31 protein-coding genes, 1 tRNA gene, 1 other RNA gene and 1 pseudogene are annotated in these 21,041 nt (G+C 59.3%); 17 read left to right on the top strand and 17 right to left on the bottom strand.

The features are described 5' to 3' along the window. Nucleotides 1-4: 4 nt before the first annotated feature. The 14 genes from WD429_RS07590 to WD429_RS07525 all read right to left on the bottom strand — a co-directional run bounded on the left by WD429_RS07590 (nucleotide 5) and on the right by WD429_RS07525 (nucleotide 10,535). Nucleotides 5-1,186, bottom strand: a complete 1,182-nt coding sequence (locus WD429_RS07590; RefSeq protein ID WP_368421573.1) for a hypothetical protein — start codon at nucleotides 1,184-1,186, stop codon at nucleotides 5-7. A 262-nt stretch (nucleotides 1,187-1,448) separates the two neighbouring features. Next, on the bottom strand, nucleotides 1,449-1,934 hold the full coding sequence (locus WD429_RS07585; RefSeq protein WP_368421572.1) for a phage virion morphogenesis protein: 486 nt from the start codon (nucleotides 1,932-1,934) through the stop codon (nucleotides 1,449-1,451). A gap of 8 nt (nucleotides 1,935-1,942) precedes the next feature. After that, a complete protein-coding gene (locus tag WD429_RS07580) occupies nucleotides 1,943-3,196 on the bottom strand; it encodes a PBECR2 nuclease fold domain-containing protein (RefSeq protein ID WP_368421571.1) in 1,254 nt (417 codons plus the stop codon). Beyond that, the gene (locus WD429_RS07575) at nucleotides 3,196-4,656 is read right to left on the bottom strand and encodes a DUF935 domain-containing protein (RefSeq protein ID WP_368421570.1); all 1,461 of its coding nucleotides are present in this window, start codon (nucleotides 4,654-4,656) and stop codon (nucleotides 3,196-3,198) included. Before WD429_RS07575 ends, WD429_RS07580 begins: the two co-directional genes overlap by 1 nt. A gap of 2 nt (nucleotides 4,657-4,658) precedes the next feature. Beyond that, nucleotides 4,659-6,338 carry a hypothetical protein gene (locus WD429_RS07570; RefSeq protein ID WP_368421569.1) on the bottom strand — a complete coding sequence of 560 codons (1,680 nt, stop codon included), beginning with the start codon at nucleotides 6,336-6,338 and terminating at the stop codon, nucleotides 4,659-4,661. Continuing rightward, a complete protein-coding gene (locus tag WD429_RS07565) occupies nucleotides 6,338-6,889 on the bottom strand; it encodes a DUF3486 family protein (protein WP_368421568.1) in 552 nt (183 codons plus the stop codon). The genes WD429_RS07570 and WD429_RS07565 overlap by 1 nt, the downstream gene beginning before the upstream one ends. 5 nt (nucleotides 6,890-6,894) lie before the next feature. Beyond that, on the bottom strand, nucleotides 6,895-7,203 hold the full coding sequence (locus tag WD429_RS07560) for a hypothetical protein (RefSeq protein ID WP_368421567.1): 309 nt from the start codon (nucleotides 7,201-7,203) through the stop codon (nucleotides 6,895-6,897). After that, a complete protein-coding gene (locus tag WD429_RS07555) occupies nucleotides 7,193-7,534 on the bottom strand; it encodes a hypothetical protein (RefSeq protein ID WP_368421566.1) in 342 nt (113 codons plus the stop codon). Before WD429_RS07555 ends, WD429_RS07560 begins: the two co-directional genes overlap by 11 nt. Next, nucleotides 7,531-8,121: a lysis protein gene (locus WD429_RS07550; protein ID WP_368421565.1), complete on the bottom strand. Its 591-nt coding sequence runs from the start codon at nucleotides 8,119-8,121 to the stop codon at nucleotides 7,531-7,533. The genes WD429_RS07555 and WD429_RS07550 overlap by 4 nt, the downstream gene beginning before the upstream one ends. Continuing rightward, nucleotides 8,118-8,786 carry a transglycosylase SLT domain-containing protein gene (locus WD429_RS07545; protein WP_368421564.1) on the bottom strand — a complete coding sequence of 223 codons (669 nt, stop codon included), beginning with the start codon at nucleotides 8,784-8,786 and terminating at the stop codon, nucleotides 8,118-8,120. Before WD429_RS07545 ends, WD429_RS07550 begins: the two co-directional genes overlap by 4 nt. A gap of 1 nt (nucleotide 8,787) precedes the next feature. Then, nucleotides 8,788-9,084: a putative holin gene (locus WD429_RS07540; protein ID WP_368421563.1), complete on the bottom strand. Its 297-nt coding sequence runs from the start codon at nucleotides 9,082-9,084 to the stop codon at nucleotides 8,788-8,790. Nucleotides 9,085-9,300: 216 nt separating this feature from the next. Then, nucleotides 9,301-9,654, bottom strand: coding sequence for a hypothetical protein (locus WD429_RS07535; protein WP_368421562.1), 354 nt, complete (start codon nucleotides 9,652-9,654; stop codon nucleotides 9,301-9,303). Nucleotides 9,655-9,662: 8 nt separating this feature from the next. Further along, complete coding sequence (locus WD429_RS07530; RefSeq protein WP_368421561.1) at nucleotides 9,663-10,115, bottom strand: hypothetical protein; 453 nt, start codon at nucleotides 10,113-10,115, stop codon at nucleotides 9,663-9,665. A gap of 9 nt (nucleotides 10,116-10,124) precedes the next feature. Then, a complete protein-coding gene (locus tag WD429_RS07525) occupies nucleotides 10,125-10,535 on the bottom strand; it encodes a hypothetical protein (protein ID WP_368421560.1) in 411 nt (136 codons plus the stop codon). Between the two features lie 99 nt (nucleotides 10,536-10,634). On the opposite strand from WD429_RS07525, the gene WD429_RS07520 reads away from it, so the two are divergent. Continuing rightward, nucleotides 10,635-10,847 (top strand): DNA-binding protein, encoded by a 213-nt coding sequence (locus tag WD429_RS07520; RefSeq protein ID WP_368421559.1) that lies wholly within the window; start codon nucleotides 10,635-10,637, stop codon nucleotides 10,845-10,847. A gap of 129 nt (nucleotides 10,848-10,976) precedes the next feature. Here the strand turns inward: WD429_RS07520 and WD429_RS07515 are convergent, their stop codons facing one another. Beyond that, nucleotides 10,977-11,318: a hypothetical protein gene (locus WD429_RS07515; protein WP_368421558.1), complete on the bottom strand. Its 342-nt coding sequence runs from the start codon at nucleotides 11,316-11,318 to the stop codon at nucleotides 10,977-10,979. A gap of 121 nt (nucleotides 11,319-11,439) precedes the next feature. On the opposite strand from WD429_RS07515, the gene WD429_RS07510 reads away from it, so the two are divergent. The 15 genes from WD429_RS07510 to WD429_RS07440 all read left to right on the top strand — a co-directional run bounded on the left by WD429_RS07510 (nucleotide 11,440) and on the right by WD429_RS07440 (nucleotide 20,179). Continuing rightward, entirely contained in the window at nucleotides 11,440-11,910 is a 471-nt protein-coding gene (locus WD429_RS07510) for a hypothetical protein (RefSeq protein WP_368421557.1), read from the top strand. A gap of 6 nt (nucleotides 11,911-11,916) precedes the next feature. Beyond that, nucleotides 11,917-12,231 carry a helix-turn-helix domain-containing protein gene (locus WD429_RS07505; RefSeq protein WP_368421556.1) on the top strand — a complete coding sequence of 105 codons (315 nt, stop codon included), beginning with the start codon at nucleotides 11,917-11,919 and terminating at the stop codon, nucleotides 12,229-12,231. A 15-nt stretch (nucleotides 12,232-12,246) separates the two neighbouring features. After that, nucleotides 12,247-13,242 (top strand): hypothetical protein, encoded by a 996-nt coding sequence (locus tag WD429_RS07500; RefSeq protein WP_368421555.1) that lies wholly within the window; start codon nucleotides 12,247-12,249, stop codon nucleotides 13,240-13,242. Nucleotides 13,243-13,244: 2 nt separating this feature from the next. Next, entirely contained in the window at nucleotides 13,245-15,011 is a 1,767-nt protein-coding gene (locus tag WD429_RS07495) for an integrase (protein ID WP_368421554.1), read from the top strand. Next, nucleotides 15,011-16,156, top strand: a complete 1,146-nt coding sequence (locus WD429_RS07490) for an AAA family ATPase (RefSeq protein ID WP_368421553.1) — start codon at nucleotides 15,011-15,013, stop codon at nucleotides 16,154-16,156. The genes WD429_RS07495 and WD429_RS07490 overlap by 1 nt, the downstream gene beginning before the upstream one ends. 1 nt (nucleotide 16,157) lies before the next feature. Then, complete coding sequence (locus WD429_RS07485; RefSeq protein WP_368421552.1) at nucleotides 16,158-16,508, top strand: hypothetical protein; 351 nt, start codon at nucleotides 16,158-16,160, stop codon at nucleotides 16,506-16,508. Nucleotides 16,509-16,519: 11 nt separating this feature from the next. Beyond that, nucleotides 16,520-17,137, top strand: a complete 618-nt coding sequence (locus WD429_RS07480; protein ID WP_368421551.1) for a DUF3164 family protein — start codon at nucleotides 16,520-16,522, stop codon at nucleotides 17,135-17,137. A 131-nt stretch (nucleotides 17,138-17,268) separates the two neighbouring features. Beyond that, on the top strand, nucleotides 17,269-17,445 hold the full coding sequence (locus WD429_RS07475) for a hypothetical protein (protein WP_368421550.1): 177 nt from the start codon (nucleotides 17,269-17,271) through the stop codon (nucleotides 17,443-17,445). Further along, an RNA gene (locus tag WD429_RS07470) (hammerhead ribozyme type II) lies at nucleotides 17,445-17,508 on the top strand. The genes WD429_RS07475 and WD429_RS07470 overlap by 1 nt, the downstream gene beginning before the upstream one ends. A 6-nt stretch (nucleotides 17,509-17,514) precedes the next feature. Next, nucleotides 17,515-17,700, top strand: a complete 186-nt coding sequence (locus WD429_RS07465) for a hypothetical protein (RefSeq protein ID WP_368421549.1) — start codon at nucleotides 17,515-17,517, stop codon at nucleotides 17,698-17,700. A gap of 29 nt (nucleotides 17,701-17,729) precedes the next feature. Next, complete coding sequence (locus WD429_RS07460) at nucleotides 17,730-18,011, top strand: DUF3850 domain-containing protein (protein ID WP_368421548.1); 282 nt, start codon at nucleotides 17,730-17,732, stop codon at nucleotides 18,009-18,011. Then, nucleotides 18,008-18,718, top strand: coding sequence for a DUF2786 domain-containing protein (locus tag WD429_RS07455; protein WP_368421547.1), 711 nt, complete (start codon nucleotides 18,008-18,010; stop codon nucleotides 18,716-18,718). The genes WD429_RS07460 and WD429_RS07455 overlap by 4 nt, the downstream gene beginning before the upstream one ends. Next, on the top strand, nucleotides 18,715-19,314 hold the full coding sequence (locus tag WD429_RS07450; protein WP_368421546.1) for a gp16 family protein: 600 nt from the start codon (nucleotides 18,715-18,717) through the stop codon (nucleotides 19,312-19,314). The genes WD429_RS07455 and WD429_RS07450 overlap by 4 nt, the downstream gene beginning before the upstream one ends. Continuing rightward, on the top strand, nucleotides 19,311-19,814 hold the full coding sequence (locus WD429_RS07445; RefSeq protein WP_368421545.1) for a hypothetical protein: 504 nt from the start codon (nucleotides 19,311-19,313) through the stop codon (nucleotides 19,812-19,814). Before WD429_RS07450 ends, WD429_RS07445 begins: the two co-directional genes overlap by 4 nt. 11 nt (nucleotides 19,815-19,825) lie before the next feature. Next, nucleotides 19,826-20,179 (top strand): Mor transcription activator family protein, encoded by a 354-nt coding sequence (locus WD429_RS07440; protein ID WP_368421544.1) that lies wholly within the window; start codon nucleotides 19,826-19,828, stop codon nucleotides 20,177-20,179. A gap of 60 nt (nucleotides 20,180-20,239) precedes the next feature. On the opposite strand, the gene WD429_RS07435 is transcribed toward WD429_RS07440, so the two are convergent. Further along, nucleotides 20,240-20,404 carry a hypothetical protein gene (locus tag WD429_RS07435; RefSeq protein ID WP_368421543.1) on the bottom strand — a complete coding sequence of 55 codons (165 nt, stop codon included), beginning with the start codon at nucleotides 20,402-20,404 and terminating at the stop codon, nucleotides 20,240-20,242. A gap of 208 nt (nucleotides 20,405-20,612) precedes the next feature. On the opposite strand from WD429_RS07435, the pseudogene WD429_RS07430 reads away from it, so the two are divergent. Then, nucleotides 20,613-20,750, top strand: a pseudogene (locus WD429_RS07430) (PIN domain-containing protein); the annotation flags it as partial. A gap of 96 nt (nucleotides 20,751-20,846) precedes the next feature. Here the strand turns inward: WD429_RS07430 and WD429_RS07425 are convergent. Next, nucleotides 20,847-20,920: transfer RNA gene (locus WD429_RS07425), tRNA-Cys, on the bottom strand. Nucleotides 20,921-21,041: the final 121 nt, after the last annotated feature.

Below are 21,041 nucleotides of genomic sequence, written 5' to 3'. Positions count from 1 at the left end.
GGCCTCAGCCTCCTACTGCCGTTACGGCAGCGCTGTAGTCGCAATTGTGCTGAGCCTGATAGGCCAGCGCTTTGTTGTGGATGGCCAGGCGTTCCGGGTCCACCGCGTAGCCTGTCGGGGCCGCGAAGCTGGCACTGGAGGCGCTCTCGTCCTCGCCCGCGCCACGCTCGTTAAAGTCCACGCGTTCAGGCAGGGCCTTGAGGAAGTCACGCAGCCAGGCATCCGCCGGCTTTTTGATCTCGCCGTCGGAGGAGGCAAAGCACACTTCGGCAGCCGTATGCTGAGCAGTCATGAAAGACACCAGGCCTTCCTTCTCAGCGGGCAGTACTTTGCCCTCCTTGACCAGTTGCTCGGCGAAGTTGGCCACGTCTTCCTTGCGGGCCTGGTCTTCCTTCTTGGCGATTGCAGCTTCCCGGGCACTGAGATCGGATTCACGGGCTGCAAAATCGGCCGCCTCGCTGCCCGGGGGGGTCTTGTCTTCAGGTTTCACGGTTGTCACCTCTTCGGTTGGTTTGTCCGGGGCAGAGAATCCCGGTTGGGGAATGTCTTCCATGGCGTCGCGCTCGGCGGCTTCCGCTTCCCGCGCCAGGTAATCGGGCACCACCCGGTTCGCGGCTTCCTCACCGAACTGCGACAGCATCCAATCGCGCATGCGGCGAGCCAGCTGGGCCAGGGTTGAACGGGTGTAGATGTCTTCAGCCGCGAATTCCACGGTAACCACGCCTTCCTCGGCTGCGGCGAAACTCGCAGGCTTCAGGCCCGGCACCGCCGGCGCTGCCGCACCGAGGAAGCCCACGTGGCGCAAATACCAAACACCTGGCTTGGGGTTGGATGGGTGCGTCGGTGGGAACCAGGAGGCGGAAATCTTGGGAAAGCGGCCATCGTTGACCATGGCGGCAAACTGGGGCTCTACCCGGGCGGGTTTGGCCTTCACCAGCTCGCCGTCGAGCTCGATGGCATCCACCCAGCCGTAGGCCGGGTCGTCCAGGGAGGGGTGGCCAACCACCAGCGGGGCTGAAAAGACTGCGGGGTCGTAGGCCGAAACGGACTCCTCCATGTCCTCGCGTGAGAAGGTCCACTCGCGGCCATCGCTGTCCGTGCGTTTGCCATACTTGAAAATCTCTAACAGACTAACGCCTGCTGCGCGCTGCGCCGGCTGTCTAAGCGCGTTGGGATGTCCTTTCATGTCAATCTGAACCCCGTTGATGAATAACGTGGGGTCAGAGTGGCACTTACCAGGGGGCGTGTATTTTGAAGGGGGGCAAAACAAACAGGGGCAGAACCGCAGCGGAAGTGCGGCTTGCCAACACTCTATCGCAAGCGGTGGGTTGGCAACACCCCCGGTCGGCTTTATAAACGATTTACGGCATTTTCCGGGCCCGAATGCTAACGCTGACAGCACTCACCTGGCCAAGGGCATCACAGGGGCTCTCAGGGGCCCGGATGGATCAGGGCGATTTCAACAGATTCCCGACGTAACGCTCCACCAGTTTGAGGATGTGGGCGCTGTCGTCATCACTCACGCCCAGGAAGGGGCGTGCTGGTACGGTCGCATTCGGTATCATGCTGCGCGGGCTGGTCTTGCCACCGAAGTGCATCATGGCGGCATAGGGCTGGTTGCTGCCCACCTCCAGGGTGTTGCCGTCTACCTGGAAACGCAGCAGGCCCATCAGGTCGCCGCTTTCGGTCAGCACCTTGTCCCGGTTCTTGCGTTTGGAGAAGGGGTTGCCTTCGCTCAGTGTGGTTTCCTGGCTGAGCGGGGCCCAGGGCGTGCCGTCTGGTGATTCCTCAGCACGGAACCTATCCTTGGTTTTGCGCACCAGGTACGCGCCCATCTGGGCGTACAAGCCGTCGAAGTGCTGATCCATGTTCTCAAGCTTACTGAGCGCTTTGCGCAGTTCGGCGTCGTCTACTTCGACATTGATGCCTGCCATGGTGACCTTTACTCCTCGTCTTCCGCCCGGCGGTATAGCCGTATTCCGATTCTCATATCGTTGATGTCCTGCGCATCCGGGCCGAACGTGGCCATGCCTGACCAGCCCGACGCCGAGTGCTCGAACACCACCGAGGCGGGCGCATCCCGACCTGGAACCAGCAGCCTGGCCAGGTAGCGGCGGCGCACCACCAGCTCTTCGCCCCCGGGCGGATGTTCCAGGCGTACCCAGACTTCATCCGGGTTCCGGATGGCTTCAGCCATCAGTGGCAAGGTTGGCCCACGGCCTCCCTGGTTGGCGTTCAGCCTGCCCGTTTTGCGGTCGTTGAACAGTTCCGCACCAATGGTCAGGGCTTCGCCCAGAACGTCGCGGTAGATCACCGGCTGATCCAGTGCAGCACCGAAGGGTTCGATGAACGCCTCAGCGTAGTCGGCATCCGGCAGGTCATTGGGCAGTATCTCCCGTGCTGCCGGCCGGGGCTCTGGCAAGTCGCTCGGCGGCCTGCGGTTTGGCAGTCCGGGAACAGCACCCCTGCTGGCAGGCATGCCCGGCAGTTCCGGCGGCACAGAGTTGTGCAGGCGGCTTTGCCCTGGCGAGTGCTCGAAGCCTGGGTCGATGCCCTTGGGCACCCGTACCTGGCGTGGGCCAGTCTCACTGCTCTGGCCGATCTCGCGGGTTTCCCATTCGATATCGGGCGCGACATCGGGGCCGCCTTTGCCCATCTCTTCCAGGTCCAGATCCGTTAGCCCCTCCACGTAGCACTGGCAGCCCCAGCCGTTCATCGGGCTGTGCGTTGCCCAGAAGGGATCGTCTGCCCGCAGAATCAGTCCGTCCCAGGCAAGGTGCTGTTCTCTGGGGTTCTCAGCCGCCAGCGAGTGCCGGTACCGGCGGTACGGCAGATCAGCCTGGTAGGTATCAAGCTGCTCGTTTACGCCGGCGTTGTGGCTCTGGTAGAGGTTGGTCTGGTAGATCACACGGCTGCGCCAGTTGCGCCCGCCGTTGTAGTCCCAGCCGTGGTCCGCAACGATCCGGTCAAAGTCCTTGCGGAAACTCTCTATCGTTCCGCCCTCGGCAATGAGCGTGTCGATGGAGCTGCGGAAGTCTGCCACCAGATCATTGCGGTTGGCTCCGGCTACAGCAAACCCCCAGTCGTTCTCGCTGCTGTAGAGGTCGGTCCAGCCCGTGGTCGGTATGTCCAGCTTGCGGCGGAAGAAGGCGATCTGCTCGTTAAACGGGAGTGATCCGTAGTTCACGCTGGCCATCAGCTGCGCCCCTCCACAACCTCGTTACGGCCTGCCAGGCGGGCAGCGGCGTTGGCGGTGGCGAAGGCCTCGGCGTATTGGTCCAGGGTCATCTCCGGGTAAAGGTCCAGGAGGCGGTCGCGCAACTCTTCCAGGCTTTCCGCTTCCTCAGCCAGTGCCTTCACCTGGTCTATCCAGGCGTTGGTTGCGGGCTCCACATTGTCCCGGGCCTGCGCCATCATCTGCTCTGGCACAGGGTCACCTGCGGCGAAACTTGCGGGGCGGCTTGGCCGGGCCCCGGGCTGACCTGGCTGCACGGTGCCAACGTCTTCCCATTCACCCCCATAGCTTTCGGTGACATGCTTCAGGGTCGGGCGATAGCCCATGTCATGAATGGTCTTGTCACGTTCCGCGCGGCGATTTTGATCCTCTGAGGGCTGCACGTCGCGGTACACGGTGGGCACGGCCGCCCCCGGGAAGTTCCACTCGGTAAGCCACTTGCCGATGGTGCGGTTGAAACTTTCGCACACCAGGTCTGCATCCGCTTTGACCAGGTCCAGCCGCACATCCGCCTGCAGATCATCGTTGCCCAGCCGGCCCGGCGTGCCCTGAGTACTCGCGGTCTGACCCAGCACCACCTTGGCGATCGATGCATCCATGCGATCGTAAATCGCCGCGTAGTCAGCGGTGCCGGAGCGGGCGGCCTCCAGCAATTCGATCACCATGCCTTCCGGTACCGCAACGCCCGAATCTGTGGCGATGGCCGACAGCGCCTGCAGCAGTTTCTGCTTTTGTTCGGGCGTGGCGTCCTCACCGTAGGTGCCCTTGGCAGTGGGTTGGCCGAACTTCTCCAGGAACAGCAGCCAGTACCTCAAACCCTGGCGCTTGAAGAACGCCGGCCAGTAGAGGCAATGGCCAAGGCCGAGGCCATAGGGTTCGTCGTCGTGGTCGGCACCGGCGGAAAAGCTCCAGAACTTGCGCTCCGGCAGCAGCTCGCCGTCTGGCTTCGCCATGGTTTTCATGCGCAACCGGCCTGCGCCGTCAAAGCCAAACCGGCGGCGGTCACGCACTTTCACATCCGCCATCACAATGCGGTTGCTGTCTCGCGCCCAGAGCGGCTCCGCCACGGCGAACCCGTAGTAAACGCCGAACAGCATTCGGTCTGTTACCCGGTCGAACCCCACGGTGCGCAGCTGCTCTTTGAGAAAGTCAGCGGCGGCTTTGTCCTTGCGGGTTTTGCCACCGGGGTCTACGCCCCATTCCTTGCCGATCACTGCCAGGCGGCGCTGGCTGAAACAGGCAGACACCTGGTCATCCCGCAGGATCTCTTTGTAGATGCGGTAATCCCCACCACCGCGGATGCGCAGCACCTCGTCGCTGGCCGGCTGAATGCTCAGCGGGTCCACATAACCCCGGGTGATGTCGCGCCCATCGGCGGTTGTTGCTACCTCTTGCATGTCCGGACGGGTGTTTTCAGCCATGTTTAAAAACCTCGGAAGTCGTTAGTGCCGGCGACGGTACCGAAGCCGGTATCGGTAATACTGGTGCTGGCGTGTTCGTCGGTGAGGCCAGCCATGCTGGGCCGCCGGCCGGTGCTCTGAAAATCAATGGGGATGGGCTGCTTCAGGTTCAGACTGGCGAAGCAGGCCAGCGCCAGCGCGATGGCGAAATCGCCGTGGCGGTACAGCTCCGGGTCCTTCAGGTCGGCCTTTCGCATATTCGGAATCATCGGGGTGCCGTCCACGTCGACAATGGCGCGCAGGTCTGATTCCAGATTGGCATCACGGGGGATGTCGATCACACCATCCTCAAACCACTGGATCATCTTCGGCATCCACAGCCCATACCAGGCACGGCTCAGCGTGATCTGGTGCACGGCATCGTGACCGAACTTGTCTGCCGTGTATTCCGCCAGTGTCTGGCCGGAGCCGGTGGCGTCCATGGCACCGCCGCGCCAGTTTTGCAGACGAGCAATGATGTGCCATTTGATCTGTTCCTGCTGGCGTGTGGGTACGTTCTGCAACTCCAGCACCCACGGGCAGTAACGATTGAGCGAGCCGGTGATCGCCAGCGGCACGAAGATTGAGAAGTCCCGGTGGCGGGCGTAGTCATCGCCAAACACCCAGCGGTGGCGTGGGTCCATCTCTTCGAGCAACGGGTCAATGTGCTGCTCAATCCATGCCTGGCACCAGCTGCGGCGGGCTTCCTCAGACATTTTCACGAAGTCGTCGTCCAGCACCAGGCGCACCACCGGGCGCTGCTCCCGCATGGCGGCATCAATCCACACGCCGGGCAGGCACACGCCCGCACCGTCACGCGGTACCACGTCCAGCTCTTCGCGCATGGCGGCTTTGCGGGGCCCATAAGAATTACGGATTTTGCTGTACCACTTCAGCTTGCCTTCGGGCGTCGGAATCTCACGCTTCATCATGCACACGCGTTCGTACAGCCCGTTCTCCACGGCGTTGTCGAAGGTGACGGTGTACACGGCGGCGTCGTCTCCGTAGCGGCCCTCCTCGATGTCCTTGCAGAACTGGTTGAACGGGTTGCTCTTGCCGTTGTGGGAGCTGATCACTACGATTTTGCCCCCCCAGATCAGCAACGCGGTAGCGGCATCGAGCACGCCTTGTACGTCCTGGTGAAAGGCTGCCTCATCGATCACCACAATGCCCTGCAGACCCCGGATATTGGCAGGCCGCGAGGACAGCGCGGTTACCTGGAAGCCAGAACTGAAGCGGATGCGGTAGGCGGTGATGTTCTTGCTGTTGCCGCGCTCGTCCTGGTCTTCGAACAGGAACTCCTCAATCCCGGAGACGCCCTGGCCCTGGGCCTCGGCGATCACCCGGGCGAACTTGGCGCAGTAGCCAATGAACTCCAGGCCCTTTTCCTTGGTGTCGCCAATGTAAAACACGTTGTCGCCGCCGGCGCTGCGTCGGGACGCTGCAATGAGTGTGGAGTCCAACCCCTTGGCAAAGGTCATCCCCGTGCGCCGCCCCTTTGGTATCGCGATGATGGATTGGGGCATCTTCAGGAAATCGGACTGGTGGCGCATCAACACGCCTTCATCCAATGGGTTGAAGCTGTCGGGTATCTCCCGCGCCCGGGCTGGCAGCTCTTCCCAATCCAGCACGCGCACGGTGCTTTTCAGTGGCTTCATGGACATCAGCGTATCCCCAGAACTTTCTCACGCCAGAACGTGACCTGGTCGGCGTCCATGCCCTGGGCCTGGGCCACTTCCTCCAGGTTCTTTTCCTGCTCTGCCAGGCGCGCGGCCACGGCCTCTTCCTGGTATTTCTTCAGGCTGACCGATGAGCGCGTCAGCGTGGCGATGTTCTTGGCGGCGCTGGAGAGCATGGCTACGCGCTTTTGTGGGTCCATGTCCGGCGCTTCCTGCATGTCCATGATGGACTCGAACAGCTCGGACTGGATCATCGCCGTCAGCGCTTCGGAGCGGGCGTCTTCCCGGTCACCGGCCTGAGCGCGAATGATCTTGGCGGCCTCTGTGCTGGCTCGTATTGCGGCCAGGCGGCGTTCCAGTTGCTGGCCATAGCGATGCACGGCGGAGCGGCTGGGCAGGTCGTCCTCGTGGGCGGGGAACTGCTCACGGAGCAGATCGATCAGCTCGTCCAGGGTGTGCTGGCCTGACGCCAGCTCGCCTTCCAGAAAGTTGCGCACCTTTTCCGGCAGGCGGCGGATGGATGATTTTCTGCCCATGGCGCTCACCAATACCGTTCAGGGCGGGCGATGCCCGGCAGGCAGTCCACCGTGTATTCAGCCACGTCTACGCCGTAGCGGGTCAGCTCACAGAACCAGCGGCCAGAGGGTTCGCGCTTGACTTCCACCAGCTTGCGGTCGTGCAGGTAATCCAGCTCCCGGCGCATTTCCAGTTGGGTGGCATCGGGGTATTCGCTCTGCGCCACGGTCAGCACGGTACCTTCGTAGGCCCCGATCGGGCGGGCGTTATTGAGCGTGAGCAGCACCAGCCAGCGCAGCCCTTCCCGTCTTGCTCTTTGCATATCAACTTTCATGGGGCACCCCTTTTTTTAACTGCACGTTTTCAAGCTTCAGGGCCAGGCTATCGAGCTTGGCTTCAATAACGCTCTGCCCCCGTATGTAATCTTCCCGGCGTACGTAGAGCACGGGCAGGTCTGCCCGCAGCTCCATCAGCTCGCGCTCAACCCTGCGCCACTCGTTGGTGTCTTTCTCCTGGGCATTGGCCAGGCGGTCCAGACGCACATCCAGATCCCGGCTGACGCGTGTGAGCAACCCCCGGATCACCATGATCAGAAACCCGCTCCAGGCTCCCAGTAATGCCACAAATACAGATATGGCTTTCCAATCCAAAACTACCTCCATCATGGCTGGTCACCTTGCGTGCTGACGGTTTCAATCAGCGACTTCAATTGGTGGGTGTTGCGCTGGCACCATTGCCCATACCGCTGGGCGTGTCGCAACAGGTCTCGCTGGCTGACCTGGCTGTTGCTGTATTCGGCATCAGCTCCGGGGGTGGGCCAGGGTTCTGCATCAGGCTGCCCGGCACGGGCGGCGGTGGCTTGCACGCCACCGAAGGCGGCGTTGTAGTCGCGCAGCCAGCCAACAGTAAACACGCACTCAGGCACAGGCTGCGGCTGGGCCGCAGGCGTTGGCCGGTAATGGTCGGTGTAGGCTTCATCCAGGGCGTCCTCCAGCTTGTTGATGTTGGCTTCCAGTTCGGTGCGTTTGCTGAGGTGGTTGGCCTCAATGTGTGTTGCCCGGCGCTCCAGCCGTTGGCGTTCAACCTCCGCAGACTGGGCCTGCATCAGCAGCGCCTCGGCGTGTTCTTTTTTCAGGACCGCCTCGGCTGCGCGGTAGCCCTGCAGCCGGGCCTGTTCACGCTCGCCGGCCAGGTAGTGGTAACCACCAAACAGGGCCGCGCCTGCCACCAGCGCGATCAGCAGCGCTTTCATGGCTTCCACCTGTGCGCGCACACGCCATCACCCCAGCCAGCACGCCGATAAAGCGGCTCCCAGCGTTGCAGAATCAATGACGGGTAGTGGCGGTTTTCACGGAAATTGGCAGCAGAGCGGCCGGCGTTGAACCGCTCCACCGAATCAAACCAGGCCAGCGGTTCCGCCCCCTTAGCGGAAGCCAGCCGTTTGTCTCGGTACACCCACCCGAGCCCGCCGTTGTAGGCGGACAATACAAAGGCCCACTGCTCACAGGGGCCGGCGGCCTGGATACGGGCATTCAACCATACGGTGTACTGCACCATGGCGCGGATGGCCCAGCGCGGATCGAACGGCTGGGCATCGGCCAGGTCCGGGTAAAGCGAGGCTATCCAGGTGGTGGTATCCGGCATGAACTGGGTCAAGCCCTGGGCACCTACGGGGCTGGTCGCATCGGAACGCCAGCGGCTCTCCTGGTGCACCAGCCCGGCCAACGTGGCGATGGGCGCTTCGAGCCCATAGTGGTACCGGGCGACGCGGGTGAGCTCCGGCTGCAGCGACAACGCTGCCCTGGGGATAGCATCAGCGGAAGCCGGGGCGGTACAGAACCCCAAAGAAAAAGCCGCCAGGCCCACCAGGGCCCAGCGGAAGACCGCACCATGCGGCAAACTTCGACGGCGGCTCACGCTACAACCCCAGCGTAAGGCCGAGCACACAGGCCAACACAATGAGCGCCCTGCGGCAGGAGGCCAGCACCGACACCCAGCCGGTAAGCGTGTGCGGGCGTTGGTACGGAAACAAGGCCCGGTCAAGCCAGTAGGCGAGCACCACCGCCAGTGTGACCAGCGCCAGCTTGTACGCCACTACCGGCAACTGCTGGGGCGCGAGCCAGGCCAGCATGAGTAACAAACCCAGCGCCACCACACCCCAGCCAAACAGCCGGGGCATGGGCAAGCACCAGGGGAAACGAGGGTTTTCAGGCATGGCGACATCCTCCAGATCACAGTTGAAAGACAGGTAAAAACCAGTCAAGTGATCTTCAGAATGCGCTCAATCAGAGTGGGTGTATTTTGAAGGGGAGCATAAGCGACGCGGGTTGCGAAGCAGCACAGTGGCAAGGGTAAGGCTATTCGCCAGAAAAGAAAAGACTGACATTCGGGCGCGCCCGAGAGGCACGCCTATCAACGAAAGGAAGCCAACTTAGAACACTGCCGCCTGCATTTGGGTATAGGTTTTATTGTCAGTTGTCGCCAGGACCTTGCGGCCGTCTTTGAACTTCGCGATGAAGGTGACTTCTTTTTTCCTGCCGCCGGCCACCAAACCAGCGAGTAGGCCCACCGGCCCGAGCAGCAGCCCGCCGACAGCACCCCAACCCACCGTTCCGCCGAGCTTCTTCACGCTCTCTTCGGTTGCTAGTTCGAGGGTTTCGATGTCGGCCAGCTGGACATTTTCTCCTACCCAACTGCGGTCTTCGGTTTTCAGGTTGATAAACGTTCCTTTGAGGAACCCTTCCTTTGGCAGGAAATCCCCTGCATGGACTTTGATCGTGCTCATGCTTGCTCCTATCTAAACTTCCTGCGTGCAATTTCAATCTCTACCGCATGCAGGTACTGATCGGCCTCTGCGGCCGCCCGGTTGATGGCCCCCAGCTGGTATCGGGAGCGATTCACATGGAAAGAAATCACCATAATTAGAATCATGGGCACGGCCACCATTGAGGGGGAGCCCAGGAAAACATCGGCATTTCCCAGCATATAGATTGCGGCCGCCAACGCACAGGCTATGAGCCCCATTGCGATCAGAAAGGGTTTGTTGAAGTACCTGCGGACGTTCTTTCGGAAGGCGTCGCGACGCGCCTCCCTGCGCATGGTGTAGAGCTGCTGGAGAGTGAGAGCTGGGCCGTTACCGTCGGGTGGCTCTCCGCCAGATGCTGGGGGATAGTAGTGTTCATGGTGCTCATAGTAATCGCGCCCGGCTGTCCGATTGTTGTGCCCCTCAACATTTATCGACGACATACTGCATCCTCACTTGTCGTTTTCATAATAGTCGTTGCCAGCCACTCGATGGTTGCTGCCTTTGACGGTAATGCTGGCATCCGGCTTCGACTGTTTCTTTCCAGTCAGAAGCTCGGCAAGAAGGGCCTTGCGCTTGGCGGGCTTCATGTCGCGGTACGCTTCCAGCAGCAACTGTTCATCGGCTGCCAGCTCATCGTTGATTGGCACTTTATGAACGGATCTTTCCCGATCCTCCTCACCGAACAGAACATACCCTATGTCCGCACCAAGTCCCTCTAACGCCTTGAGGCTCGGTAGGGGAATATTTGCTTTAGCGAGCCAGTTGTAAACGGTGTTTCTAGCCACGCCGAGCCCTGAAGAAACTGCCGTAACGCCAATCTTGTTTATTTCTTCTTCTAGCCTATCTCGACAATTGCTCATTTTATTGCACACCAGACCTTGTATTGCTCAATATATTGAGCAATAATTATCCCTACAACGTCACAAGATGTTTAAGACACCAACAGAGGAGCCACCGCCATGGCCACCCAGAAGGCACTCACATCTGAACAAGTTAAAGCCAAACTTCGCGCCCAAGGCACAACGATCACTCGTTGGGCAGAAGAACAAGGCTATCGTCGCGGTGCCGTCTACCGCGTACTCAACGGCTTCGATAAAGCCCACTACGGCCAGGCTCATGAGATTGCCGTGAAACTGGGCATGAAGTGCCCGGAACAATCAGTAGCCGCCTGAACCAATAAAAATAAGGAACGACTTCTATGCAAGCCAGCAACGCCGCTTTAAACCCCGAACGAGCTGCCACCATCAGCCAGGCCCTGGTCATGAATGGCACGCGCCGCAACGGCAAACGAACGACTAGTTTCAGCGACGCTCAACTGTTGATCGCGCAGCTTCACGGGGATCAACACCAGGCCAAATCCCGAGCAGTGCCAAGTGCTGATACAGCATCTTTGAAGGCTCATACACCCCGGCATCAGGCTCACCACTGGAATCCTTCTCAGGATTTTGAAGCAACCCCTCGTACTGATCAGCGGCGCTTTTCAGAAGCCCCTGAACCTTCTCAACATTTGGATGATCTCTCAGCAGGAACGGCAACACGTTCATTAACACCTGGTGCACGCCCGAAGCGAAATCATCTGTCTCCGAAAGCTGCTGACGCAGATCGGCGATTTCTTGTCTTAGTGCTTGAAGCTCGTCGCTCATAGCTTTTTTCCGGATCAGTGAATGTACCGCAAAGCTTAGGTTAATTGAAACGTCGTTGCCCATAGGCAAACAAACAGTTTTTTTGGAACCCCGAAACCAGGCAGTAAATCGAGACCATCCAATGACTAGAAGACGCTGGAAAACCTATCAACCGAACAGCCTCCGGGACGCCCTGGAAGGCTGCAAGTTGTACGCCCGTGATCGACACAATCTCAGCGTAGAACGCATCGCAGAGTTGATGGGGCTGGTGGACCACTGGGCACTCTACAAGTGGATTCAAAACGGTCGTTTCCCAACCAACCTGCTAACACCCTATGAGCGGGTCTGCGGAATCAACCTGGTATCGCGCTGGATGGCGGCGAATAACGGGAAGCTGCTGGTGGACATACCTACCGGCAGGAACGCCAGCGCCGGCGATATTCAGGAGCTTCAGGCGCGGCTGCATGAGGTTACCGGCCTGCTCATGGGGTTCTATCAGGGACGCCAGAATGCCGATGAGACCCTGGCCGGTATTCAGTGCGCCATGGAGCAGCTCGCCTGGCACCGGGGCAACGTGCAACAACACCAACAACCACAGTTTGATCTGGAGTAAACCTTGATGTCTCAGACCAACCCCACCCGCATCAGCCGCAGCGGCCTCAAGTGCCTGCAAGTACTGAAGGCCTTGAAAGGCCACACCCTGACCGGACTCAGTAACGGTGACCTCTCCAAGGCCCTGGGCGAAAGCCCCGCCACCATTAACCGCTGCCTGAACACCCTGATTGAAGCGGGCATGGCCACCCAACTGGACACTGGCCGCTACGCCCACAGCGTGGCTCTGTTGCAGGTTGCCCAGGCGTACGCCAATGAGATGACCCACGCGAGCGCTCGCATTAACGAATTGACCCAGCGTGTATCCGCTGGCAGCCACTGAGGGGAGAGATAACCGATGGCACGCAAACCCACTAAAACCGTTGACCCCGTTGAAACGCCTGAGCTGGACGAGGGCAAGGTGCTTGAAATCCAGAATACGCCGGCAAAGTTGGAGGCTGCTTTCAGTGCTGATCAACGGGAAATTACTGCGCTTATTAATCGCCGGGTAGGCAGGAAAACGGCGTACCAGATGATAACAAAACTGCTAACGGTTGCCGATGTTTGCGACCTCAAGAACATCAAGGAATCCAAGATTTACAAGGGTTACGAGCATGTTGACGAGTCCGGAAATCGCCAATCGGTTAGCACTTGGGAAGAATACTGTGAGTTTGTTGAAGGCAGATCCAGGCAAGCCGTCGATCTGGATATCCAGAATCTGAACATGCTTGGCGACGAAATGTTTGAAGGGCTCCGCCAGGTAGGCCTTGGCCCCGGCAAAATGCGCGATCTGCGCAAGCTTCCGGAAGACCAGCAGCAGGCTCTTCTGGAGGAATCCAGGAAGGGTAACTCAGACGAAGTCCTTGCCCTGGTTAACGACATGATCGTGGCGGAACGCAAAGGCCGGGAGGCGGCGGAGAAAGACCGCGACGAAACACGCGCCGATTACGAAGCCCAGGGCGAGCTGCTGCGCAAGAACCGTGAGGAGCTGGACCGAACCCGGTTCATGTTGGAGCGCTCCGAGCATCGCCTGAAAAACGCCACCCCGGATGAAGCCGAAGAACAGTTGCGGCTGGAAGTGAACGGGGTTTCGGTGGAGCTACAGAGCTTGATCAAGACCCGCCTTGACGTAGCCCTGGAGGCGCTGAAAGAACACAGCGACAACACCGGCAAGGATCAGCGGCATTTCATGGCAACGCTGGTGCAGCAGGCTGAGCTTGAGATTCAGGCACTGCGTGACAAGTACCAGATTCCGAGCCAAGCCGGCAGCAATATTCCAGATTGGATGGACCCGGAAAAGGTGTCGGCCGTGGCCGATGAACTGGACTCCCTCTCACAGACGACGGAGAGCTGAGCATGGGCAACGCCGTGATGACGGAGCGCCTGATGGAGGTGCTGAAAGCCGCCCGGGCTGCTGGGCATGGCGGCATGAATGAGGTTTACGAGCGAGCCTGCCGGGATCTGGGGATCAGCCAGACCACACTGCACCGGAAGCTGAAGGACGTGACCGTGAAGAAACCACGAAAGCAACGCGCCGACGCGGGCCAGAGTTCGCTGGAGCGGCACGAGGCACTGACTATCTCAGGTGTGCTGCAGGACTCCCGCAGGAACCATGGCAAGCGGCTCTACAGTGTGGAGCAAGCCGTAACTGCTCTGCGCGCCAATGGACTGATACGGGCGGAGTACGTCGACAACAAAACGGGTGAGGTGCGGCCATTGTCCGCTAGCGCCATTCACCGGGCGCTTCGGGGCTACGGCCTTCACCCGGATCAGCTTTCTGCACCGGACCCGCACACTCGCCTGGCCAGCCGCCACCCGAACCATGTGTGGCAAATCGATGCCAGCTTGTGCGTTCTCTATTACCTGAAACCCAATGCCAACCAAACGAACGGTTTGCACATCATGGACCAGGGCGAGTTTTACAAAAACAAGCCGAAGAACCTGAAGCGGGTGATGGCGGACCGGGTTTGGTCCTACGAGATAACGGACCATACCAGCGGATGGGTTTACCTCGATTACGTTATGGGTGCTGAGTCTGGAACCAATCTTTGCAACGTGCTGATCAACGCCATGCAGGAGCGAGGGCGTGGCGATGTGATGCACGGTGTTCCGCGGATTCTCTATATGGACCCAGGCAGCGCGAACACCAGCGCCATGGCGCTGAACCTTTGCCGTTCCCTGGGCATTGAAGCCATTGCCCACGCGGCAGGCAATGCCCGCGCTACCGGTCAGGTGGAGAACGCACGAAACATTATCGAAAACCAGTTTGAGAGCGGACTGAGATTTCGTCCTGTCGCAGACCTGGATGAACTCAATAGCCTCGCCGCCCAATGGCGAATCATGTTCAACGCGACCCGCACCCATCGCCGCCACGGCAAGACCCGCAGCGCCGCATGGATGGCGATCAAAGAGACTGAGTTGGTTAAGGCCCCGCCGGTGGAAGTCTGCCGTGAGCTGGCGATATCCGCGCCGGTGGAGCGCAAGGTTACCCCGGCTATGAAGGTGAGCTTCCACGGGGATGAGTACGACGTGGGCAGCGTGCCTGGCGTCATGGTTGGCGAGAAGCTTCTGGTGACCCGGAACCCGTGGCGCAGCGATGCCGCTCAGGTGGTCCTGATCGGTGAGGACGGCCACGAGACGTTCCATATTATTTCACGCGTCGAGAAGGATGAATTCGGTTTCGATACGTCGGCGGCCGTGATTGGCGAGAGCTACAACCGCCCCGCAGATACCGAGGTTCAGAAATCCAAGGCCGCCATCGAGCAATTGATGACGGGGGCTGACAGCGTCGAGGGAGCAGCGGCGGAACGCAAGGCCAAGGCGATCCCGCTGGGCGGACGGTTCGACCCCTACAAGACAGCGAGAGAAGGCTATATCCCTGAGTTCATGCCCCGGAAAGGGAAGACCCACAGCCTTGATGCGCCCACCGTTGTTACACAGCCACTTACTCATCTGGAAGCCGCGAAGGCGTTGCGGGCGCGGCTGGGTGCAACATGGAAACCGGAGTACTTCGCGTGGCTTGAGAACCATTATCCCGATGGTGTTAAGGAAGAATCTCTGCCTGGAATTGAACAGCAGCTGCGCAGCCCGCGCCCGGCGCTAAAAGTAGTGGGAGGTGAGTGATGTTGAAACTGAAGGCGGCCCTGAAAGACGCCGGTATGAACCAGGCCACACTAGCCAGGGAGTTGGCGCTAAGCCCAGCGGCGCTGGCGCAACTGATCAATCACGACCAGTGGCCCAAAAGCCTGGAACAGGAAACGTTGAAGCGTTCAATTGCGAACGTTCTTTTGAGAGAGGGTGCCAGCAAAGCGGTTGTTGGTACTGCATTTGAAGTTGCAGGGCTGCCGGAAACAGCCCCGCAAAGTACTGCAATGTCCGAGGAGGACGAAATCATGTTACTCAGAAAGCAGCAGTTAACACAAGAAGCCCGCCAAATGTTCAACCTGGCCCGTGATCCATTCGCGCCGGTGCGATCTGCGCAGGAGGTGTTTCTTACTCCGGCCTCCCGGTACGTTCGGGAGGCCCTGAGGGACGCCGCCCGCCACGGCGGTTTTATGGCGGTGGTTGGCGAGTCTGGCGCTGGCAAGTCCACGCTGCGCCGGGATTTGATCGAGTGGATCAGTACCAATAACCAACCCATTTCGGTGATCGAACCCTACGTGCTGGGCATGGAGGATAACGACATCAAGGGCAAAACCCTGAAGAGCAGCCATATCGCGGAAGCGATCATGGCGACGGTTGCCCCTGGTATTGCTCTGAAGCGCTCGCCTGAAGCCCGGTTCCGCCAGGTGCACAACGCATTGCGTGAAAGCCACCGTTCAGGCAACCGCCACCTCCTGGTTATTGAGGAGGCGCACGGCCTACCGATCCCGACACTGAAACACCTGAAGCGGTTCTTTGAGCTGGAAGACGGCTTTCAGAATCTTCTCGGCATAGTACTGATTGGCCAAAGCGAACTGGCGCAAAAGCTGGATGAGCGGAACCCCGGCGTGCGTGAAGTGGTTCAGCGTTGCGAGGTGGTGCGCCTTCAGCCACTGGACAATGACCTGGAAGCCTATCTGGCACACCGGTTCAATCTCTCTGGACGCCCTCTCAATGATCTGATGGATGACATGGCCGTTGAGGCGCTACGCCGGAAGCTTACAGGCGGTGGTGCGTTCTCGGTTCTCTACCCATTGGCGATTCACAACGTGCTGACGGCCGCGCTGAATGAAGCGGCTGAGCTTGGAATTCCGAAACTCACCGACGAGCTGATTATGGGAGTTTGATATGCCGATGCATCCAACTGCTTACCTAGAACACTACGCCGATATCTACTCGGCCAACATGCTCTACAAACACGGGGTGAAGCTGGATGCCTACCTGGCCGAACCGGCCCGGTATGAGCACCTGCTAACAGCACCTTTTCCGCTGCTGCCCGTCCAGACCAGCACACGGGTGCGACTGATTCGGGACGAGGCCCTGCAGCTGGGACCGCGCGAGACCGATGAGGAGCTGGGCGCTTTTCTTGAGAACGAAGTGCGGCCCTTCGAGCGCTTGCGCCATCACCGCCACCCCAAACGTCGCGGGTTTGCGAGCAGCTTCAAGCGCTCCCGCCACGCACAACCCCTGACCACATGAGGCCAAGCCCTATGAACACTGAACAGAATCCGGACCAGTTCCGCCGCAACGCCAAGGGCCACCTGGTGCCCGTGGATAAAATCAACGATATCGACCGGCTGCGCGATGACCTGGTCCTGGACGTGATCCGCAAGGTGACCGCCCTGCAGGAAGAAATGAGCCGGGTGAAGGCTGATATTGCCGCAGAGGTGGAGGCTTTCCTTGCGCTGTCCGCCAGCGAATACGGTACCGAATACGGCGGCAAGAAGGGGAACGTGACCCTCAGCAGCTTTGATGGCCAGCACCGGATCAAGCGCGCCGTGGCCGATCACCTGGCCTTCGACGAGCGCCTGCAAGTCGCCAAAGAACTGATCGACCAGTGCATCCATGAATGGACCGCCGGCAGCAGCTCCGAAGTGCAGGCTTTGGTTGAGCACGCATTTCAAACCGACAAGGAAGGCAAAATCAGCACCGCCCGCGTGCTGGGCCTGCGCTCCCTGAAAATCAAGGACGAAAAATGGCAGAGCGCGATGCAGGCGATCATGGATTCCATACAGGTGACCGGCAGCAAGAGCTATCTGCGCTTTTATGAGCGCCAGGGCGAGGACGGCGCGTATCGCCAGATTCCGCTAGATGTGGCGGCGTTGTAGGGAGCCGGCCTTGTGAATTACTACGAAGCGAAATTTGCCAGGGAGCGAAAGGAACGACCGAGCGATTGGATCATCGCCCAGACCGCGCCAGGACGCCCCTTTTTCCTGATGCAGGTAATGCGAGGCTGAGCATGGCAACCCATAAATTGGAAGTGGATGACCAGGAGATCGAACAGGTGCTGCGCTGGGCGATGACGCATGGCATGGAAGGCACCACCGAACATGAGGATGGCACTTACGAGGAAGGCGTTGCCGATTGTATCCGTTGGATGTTGGGAGCAATCGACTCCCGGCCTGACAAGCCTTAAAGCGAAACGCCCCACCGGGGCGTCTGCCAGGTGTGGTTGCCTGGTACTGATGAGCAGCCAGGAGACGTCATGAAAGGTCAAATCCCTGAGTCCGGAAACATCCAGTTTATTAAGCGCGATTCCGACATGTCTGTGACGGTGGTATTCGCCAGTTGCCGTTCAGCCGGAGCATTCGCCCGCGCCCTTGAGACGGATCGTAAAGCCAATCCGTTGCGGGATGGTCCAGCCATTTCTTATCGGCCACCAGAACAGTGAGCTGCGCTAATGCCAGGAGTGAAAGCTTTATGAAGAAGCACATGCTGAAAATTTACCCTGAATTCTTCGAGGCGGTCCTGTCCGGAGACAAACCGTTTGAAGTCAGAGACAACTTTCGCCGCGACTTTCAGAAGGGCGATCAGGTATGCCTTATTGAATTCGATCCGTATTTGCCATTGGTAGTGGGCCCAAACGATGGCCAGAGCGGTCGAAGTATTGTTGCCGACATTAGCTATGTAACGGGCTTCGAGCAGAAGGAAGGTTACGTGGTTATTGGTCTCAAGAACATCAGGGCGGGGGCGACAACGTGAACGATAAGATCCTACAGAAGATCAAGAAATGCCTGCGCCTGGCGCAGTCGAGCAACCCCAACGAAGCGGCCGCCGCCATGCGCCAGGCGCAAAAGCTGATGGAGATTCACGACGTCACATCCGATGACGTGCAGATCAGTGATGTCGACAGCCACACGGCCGCCACCGGTGCAGGCAAAACGCCTCCGGCTTACTTGGCAATGCTCGCCAACATGGTGGCCAGTGCCTTCGGTTCTGAGACGATCTATAAGTCCGGCGCTGACTTTTTGCGGTACCGGTGGGTTGGGCAGTTTGAGTTCTACGGTGTTAATGGTGCAGGAGAGATTTCGGGCTATGCCTTTGAAGTACTCGCCCGCCAACTAAAAAAGCACCGGACAGATTACCTGGCCACGCTGAACAAGCGACTGAAACGCACCACGAAGGTTCGCCGTGGTGACCTTTATGCCGAAGCCTGGATCGACGCCGTGTCGCGACAGATCACCCCGCACACCCGCACAGAAGCGGACAACCTAGTGCTGGAAACTTATAAGCAAAGCCGTTTCAAAAACGGTTTATCCAACCTGAAACCACGGGATAACACCAAGGGAATGCGCCACCACGATGACGGTGCAGTCGCTGCTGGGTACCGTGATGGCAAGAAGGTGAAGTTTCACCAGGGCGTGAACGGCTCCAGGCAGGCAGCTCTGGAAAGCGAGGCCCAGTCATGAGGCGTGACAACCGCAAAGGCGTCCAGACCCAGATCCACATCGCCAAGAAAGAACTCGGCCTGGACGACGACACCTACCGCCAGATGATCGCCACCACCACAGGGGGCAAACGCTCATGCGCGGATTGCTCAGTGGCTGAACTGCACCAGGTGTTGCAGGGCCTGAAGAATCGCGGCTTCAAGGCAAAGCCCCGCAAGCGGGTGGCCCAGCACCCGGGCACACCCCACAACCTGAACAGCGAGCCCATGCTGCAGAAAATCGAAGCCTTGCTGGCCGAACTGAAAGCCCCGTGGAGCTACGCGGATGCGATCGCCAAGCGCCAGTACCGGATCGAGCGCGTGGCCTGGTTAAAAACGGTTGAGCAGTTCCGTGCCGTCATCGCTGCCCTGGATGTGGAGCTGACAAAACGCCGCCTGCTGGGATCGTTAGAAGTGGCGCTGAAAGAGCGAGGCCTAACGCTGGATCACATAGATCAGGCGGGCCATAACCTGCCGAAGAACTGGCGGCGCAATCGCAATGTTCTGGCAAGGCTCTGCACCCACTGGATGGCACCGATCGACTGGTTGGAACTGCACAAACAGGAGCCCAGCGAATGAAACTAGGCCGCTGCCCGATCTGCCACAGCCACCTGCACCTGGACGCCCTGATACAGGACGACGCCGGCAGCGAGCTGCTGGGCCTGCTGTCCGGCCTTGGCCGCCCGCTGGCGAGGCCGCTGGTGCAATACCTGGCTCTGTTCCGCCCGGCAAAGAGCGACCTCAGCAACGCCCGCGCCCTGAAGCTGGCCCAGGAAACCCTGGAAGTGGCAGACCGCGACAGCCTGGTGGCCGCCCTGCAGGACACCGTCCGTAGCATTCAGGAGAAGCGCCAACGCGGCCAGGTACAGCCGCTGAAGAACCACAACTACCTGAAGCAGGTACTGGCCAGCGTAGCGCCGGATGCTCGCAAGCCAGCTGCAGGGCCAGACAACAACCGGTCCACGGTTACAGAGAAGAAGCAGGGCATGGAGGAAAGCTCTGAAGAAGCCCAGCGTAAATGGGAAGCGAGCATGCGCAGGTTGGGTGTTGATCCCGAAGAATATAAGACCAGGAAATAGAGGCCACACCTATGTCCCGAATGAAAGCATTACGTCACGAATTGCTGAGAGATCTCTCTGACCAGGTTCAGACCATGCTGACAGATTACGGAGTATCGGCCGAGGTCGCCGAACAGACAGCGTGTGCGCTTGCCAATCACATGGCAGAGCATTGGGGCGGTCAGCTTATCAACTTTCCCAAGGACACCAGCTACAAGATCTCACAGCGCGACCGCGATATTTGGGAGGACTTCAACGGTCGTAATCACCCGCACCTGGCACAGAAGTATAATCTTTCGCAGAGAGCCATCTATGATATCGTTAAGCGTATGAAGCGGTTTGCGATGGAAGATCAAATAGACTTGTTTGGAGCGGGTCAAAACTGAAAACCTTTTTCAATTTTTGTCCCGCTATTTCTTAACCTCTCTCGCTATATCCCACTTTTATCACGCTTCCCTTAGTTCTTTTATTTCACGCCCCCTCAGGCGCAATGACGAATCGCTACGCTCATCACCGATCAGGTCCCGCAGCTCTGCCAGTGCAGCCGGTTCCAGTTGACGGCCGCGAAGAGCGGAGCGCCGGCGTTTGACCATCTTATCGTCTGTGCTCATTGTTTTTGACCAGGCACCGAGGAGCAGAAGACAGCCTTGTTGGCTGGCCTGACTAGTTAACGTTCATTGAAGCATACCCGGCAGGATTGCCGCCAGCAGCCTGTCGGATCTGCATCGAACAACGTCGTTTTTAGTTGGCCTGTTTATTTGGTTCCCTGAACAAACCGTTCGGAGCTGAGGGCTTCACTACCGCCCTCCCAGGAAGGCAAGCTTGAGGACGTTGGATGCACTTCACCTGGCCTGCGCGGAACATCACCAGGCTCGTTTGATCAGTGAGGACGAGGCGTTGGTGAATGCGGCCGTTTTCTTTGGCATCGACGCCGGCCTTGCCTCAAACTGCACCTGAGTACCATGGCTGGGCCCAAACATCTCACTTGAACACTTTTTGAGCACAGGAAAACTACCGGGGAATCGGTACGGTATTGATTTTTAAGGGAAATAATGGAGGCGCGGGTCGGAATCGAACCGGCGTTAACGGAGTTGCAGTCCGCTGCATAACCACTCTGCCACCGCGCCGGAAAAAGTCCGAAGGAATCTGGGACTTTCATGCTCTCAGGTGGGCTGTGAGAGACTTGTGTTGAGCTGGAGCGGGAAACGAGATTCGAACTCGCGACCTCAACCTTGGCAAGGTTGCGCT

Origin of the sequence: Marinobacter sp., assembly GCF_040904845.1 — a bacterium.
Lineage (GTDB): Bacteria > Pseudomonadota > Gammaproteobacteria > Pseudomonadales > Oleiphilaceae > Marinobacter.
The sequence above is the reverse complement of the archived record's forward strand: the minus strand, read 5'-3'. Positions and strand labels throughout refer to the sequence as shown.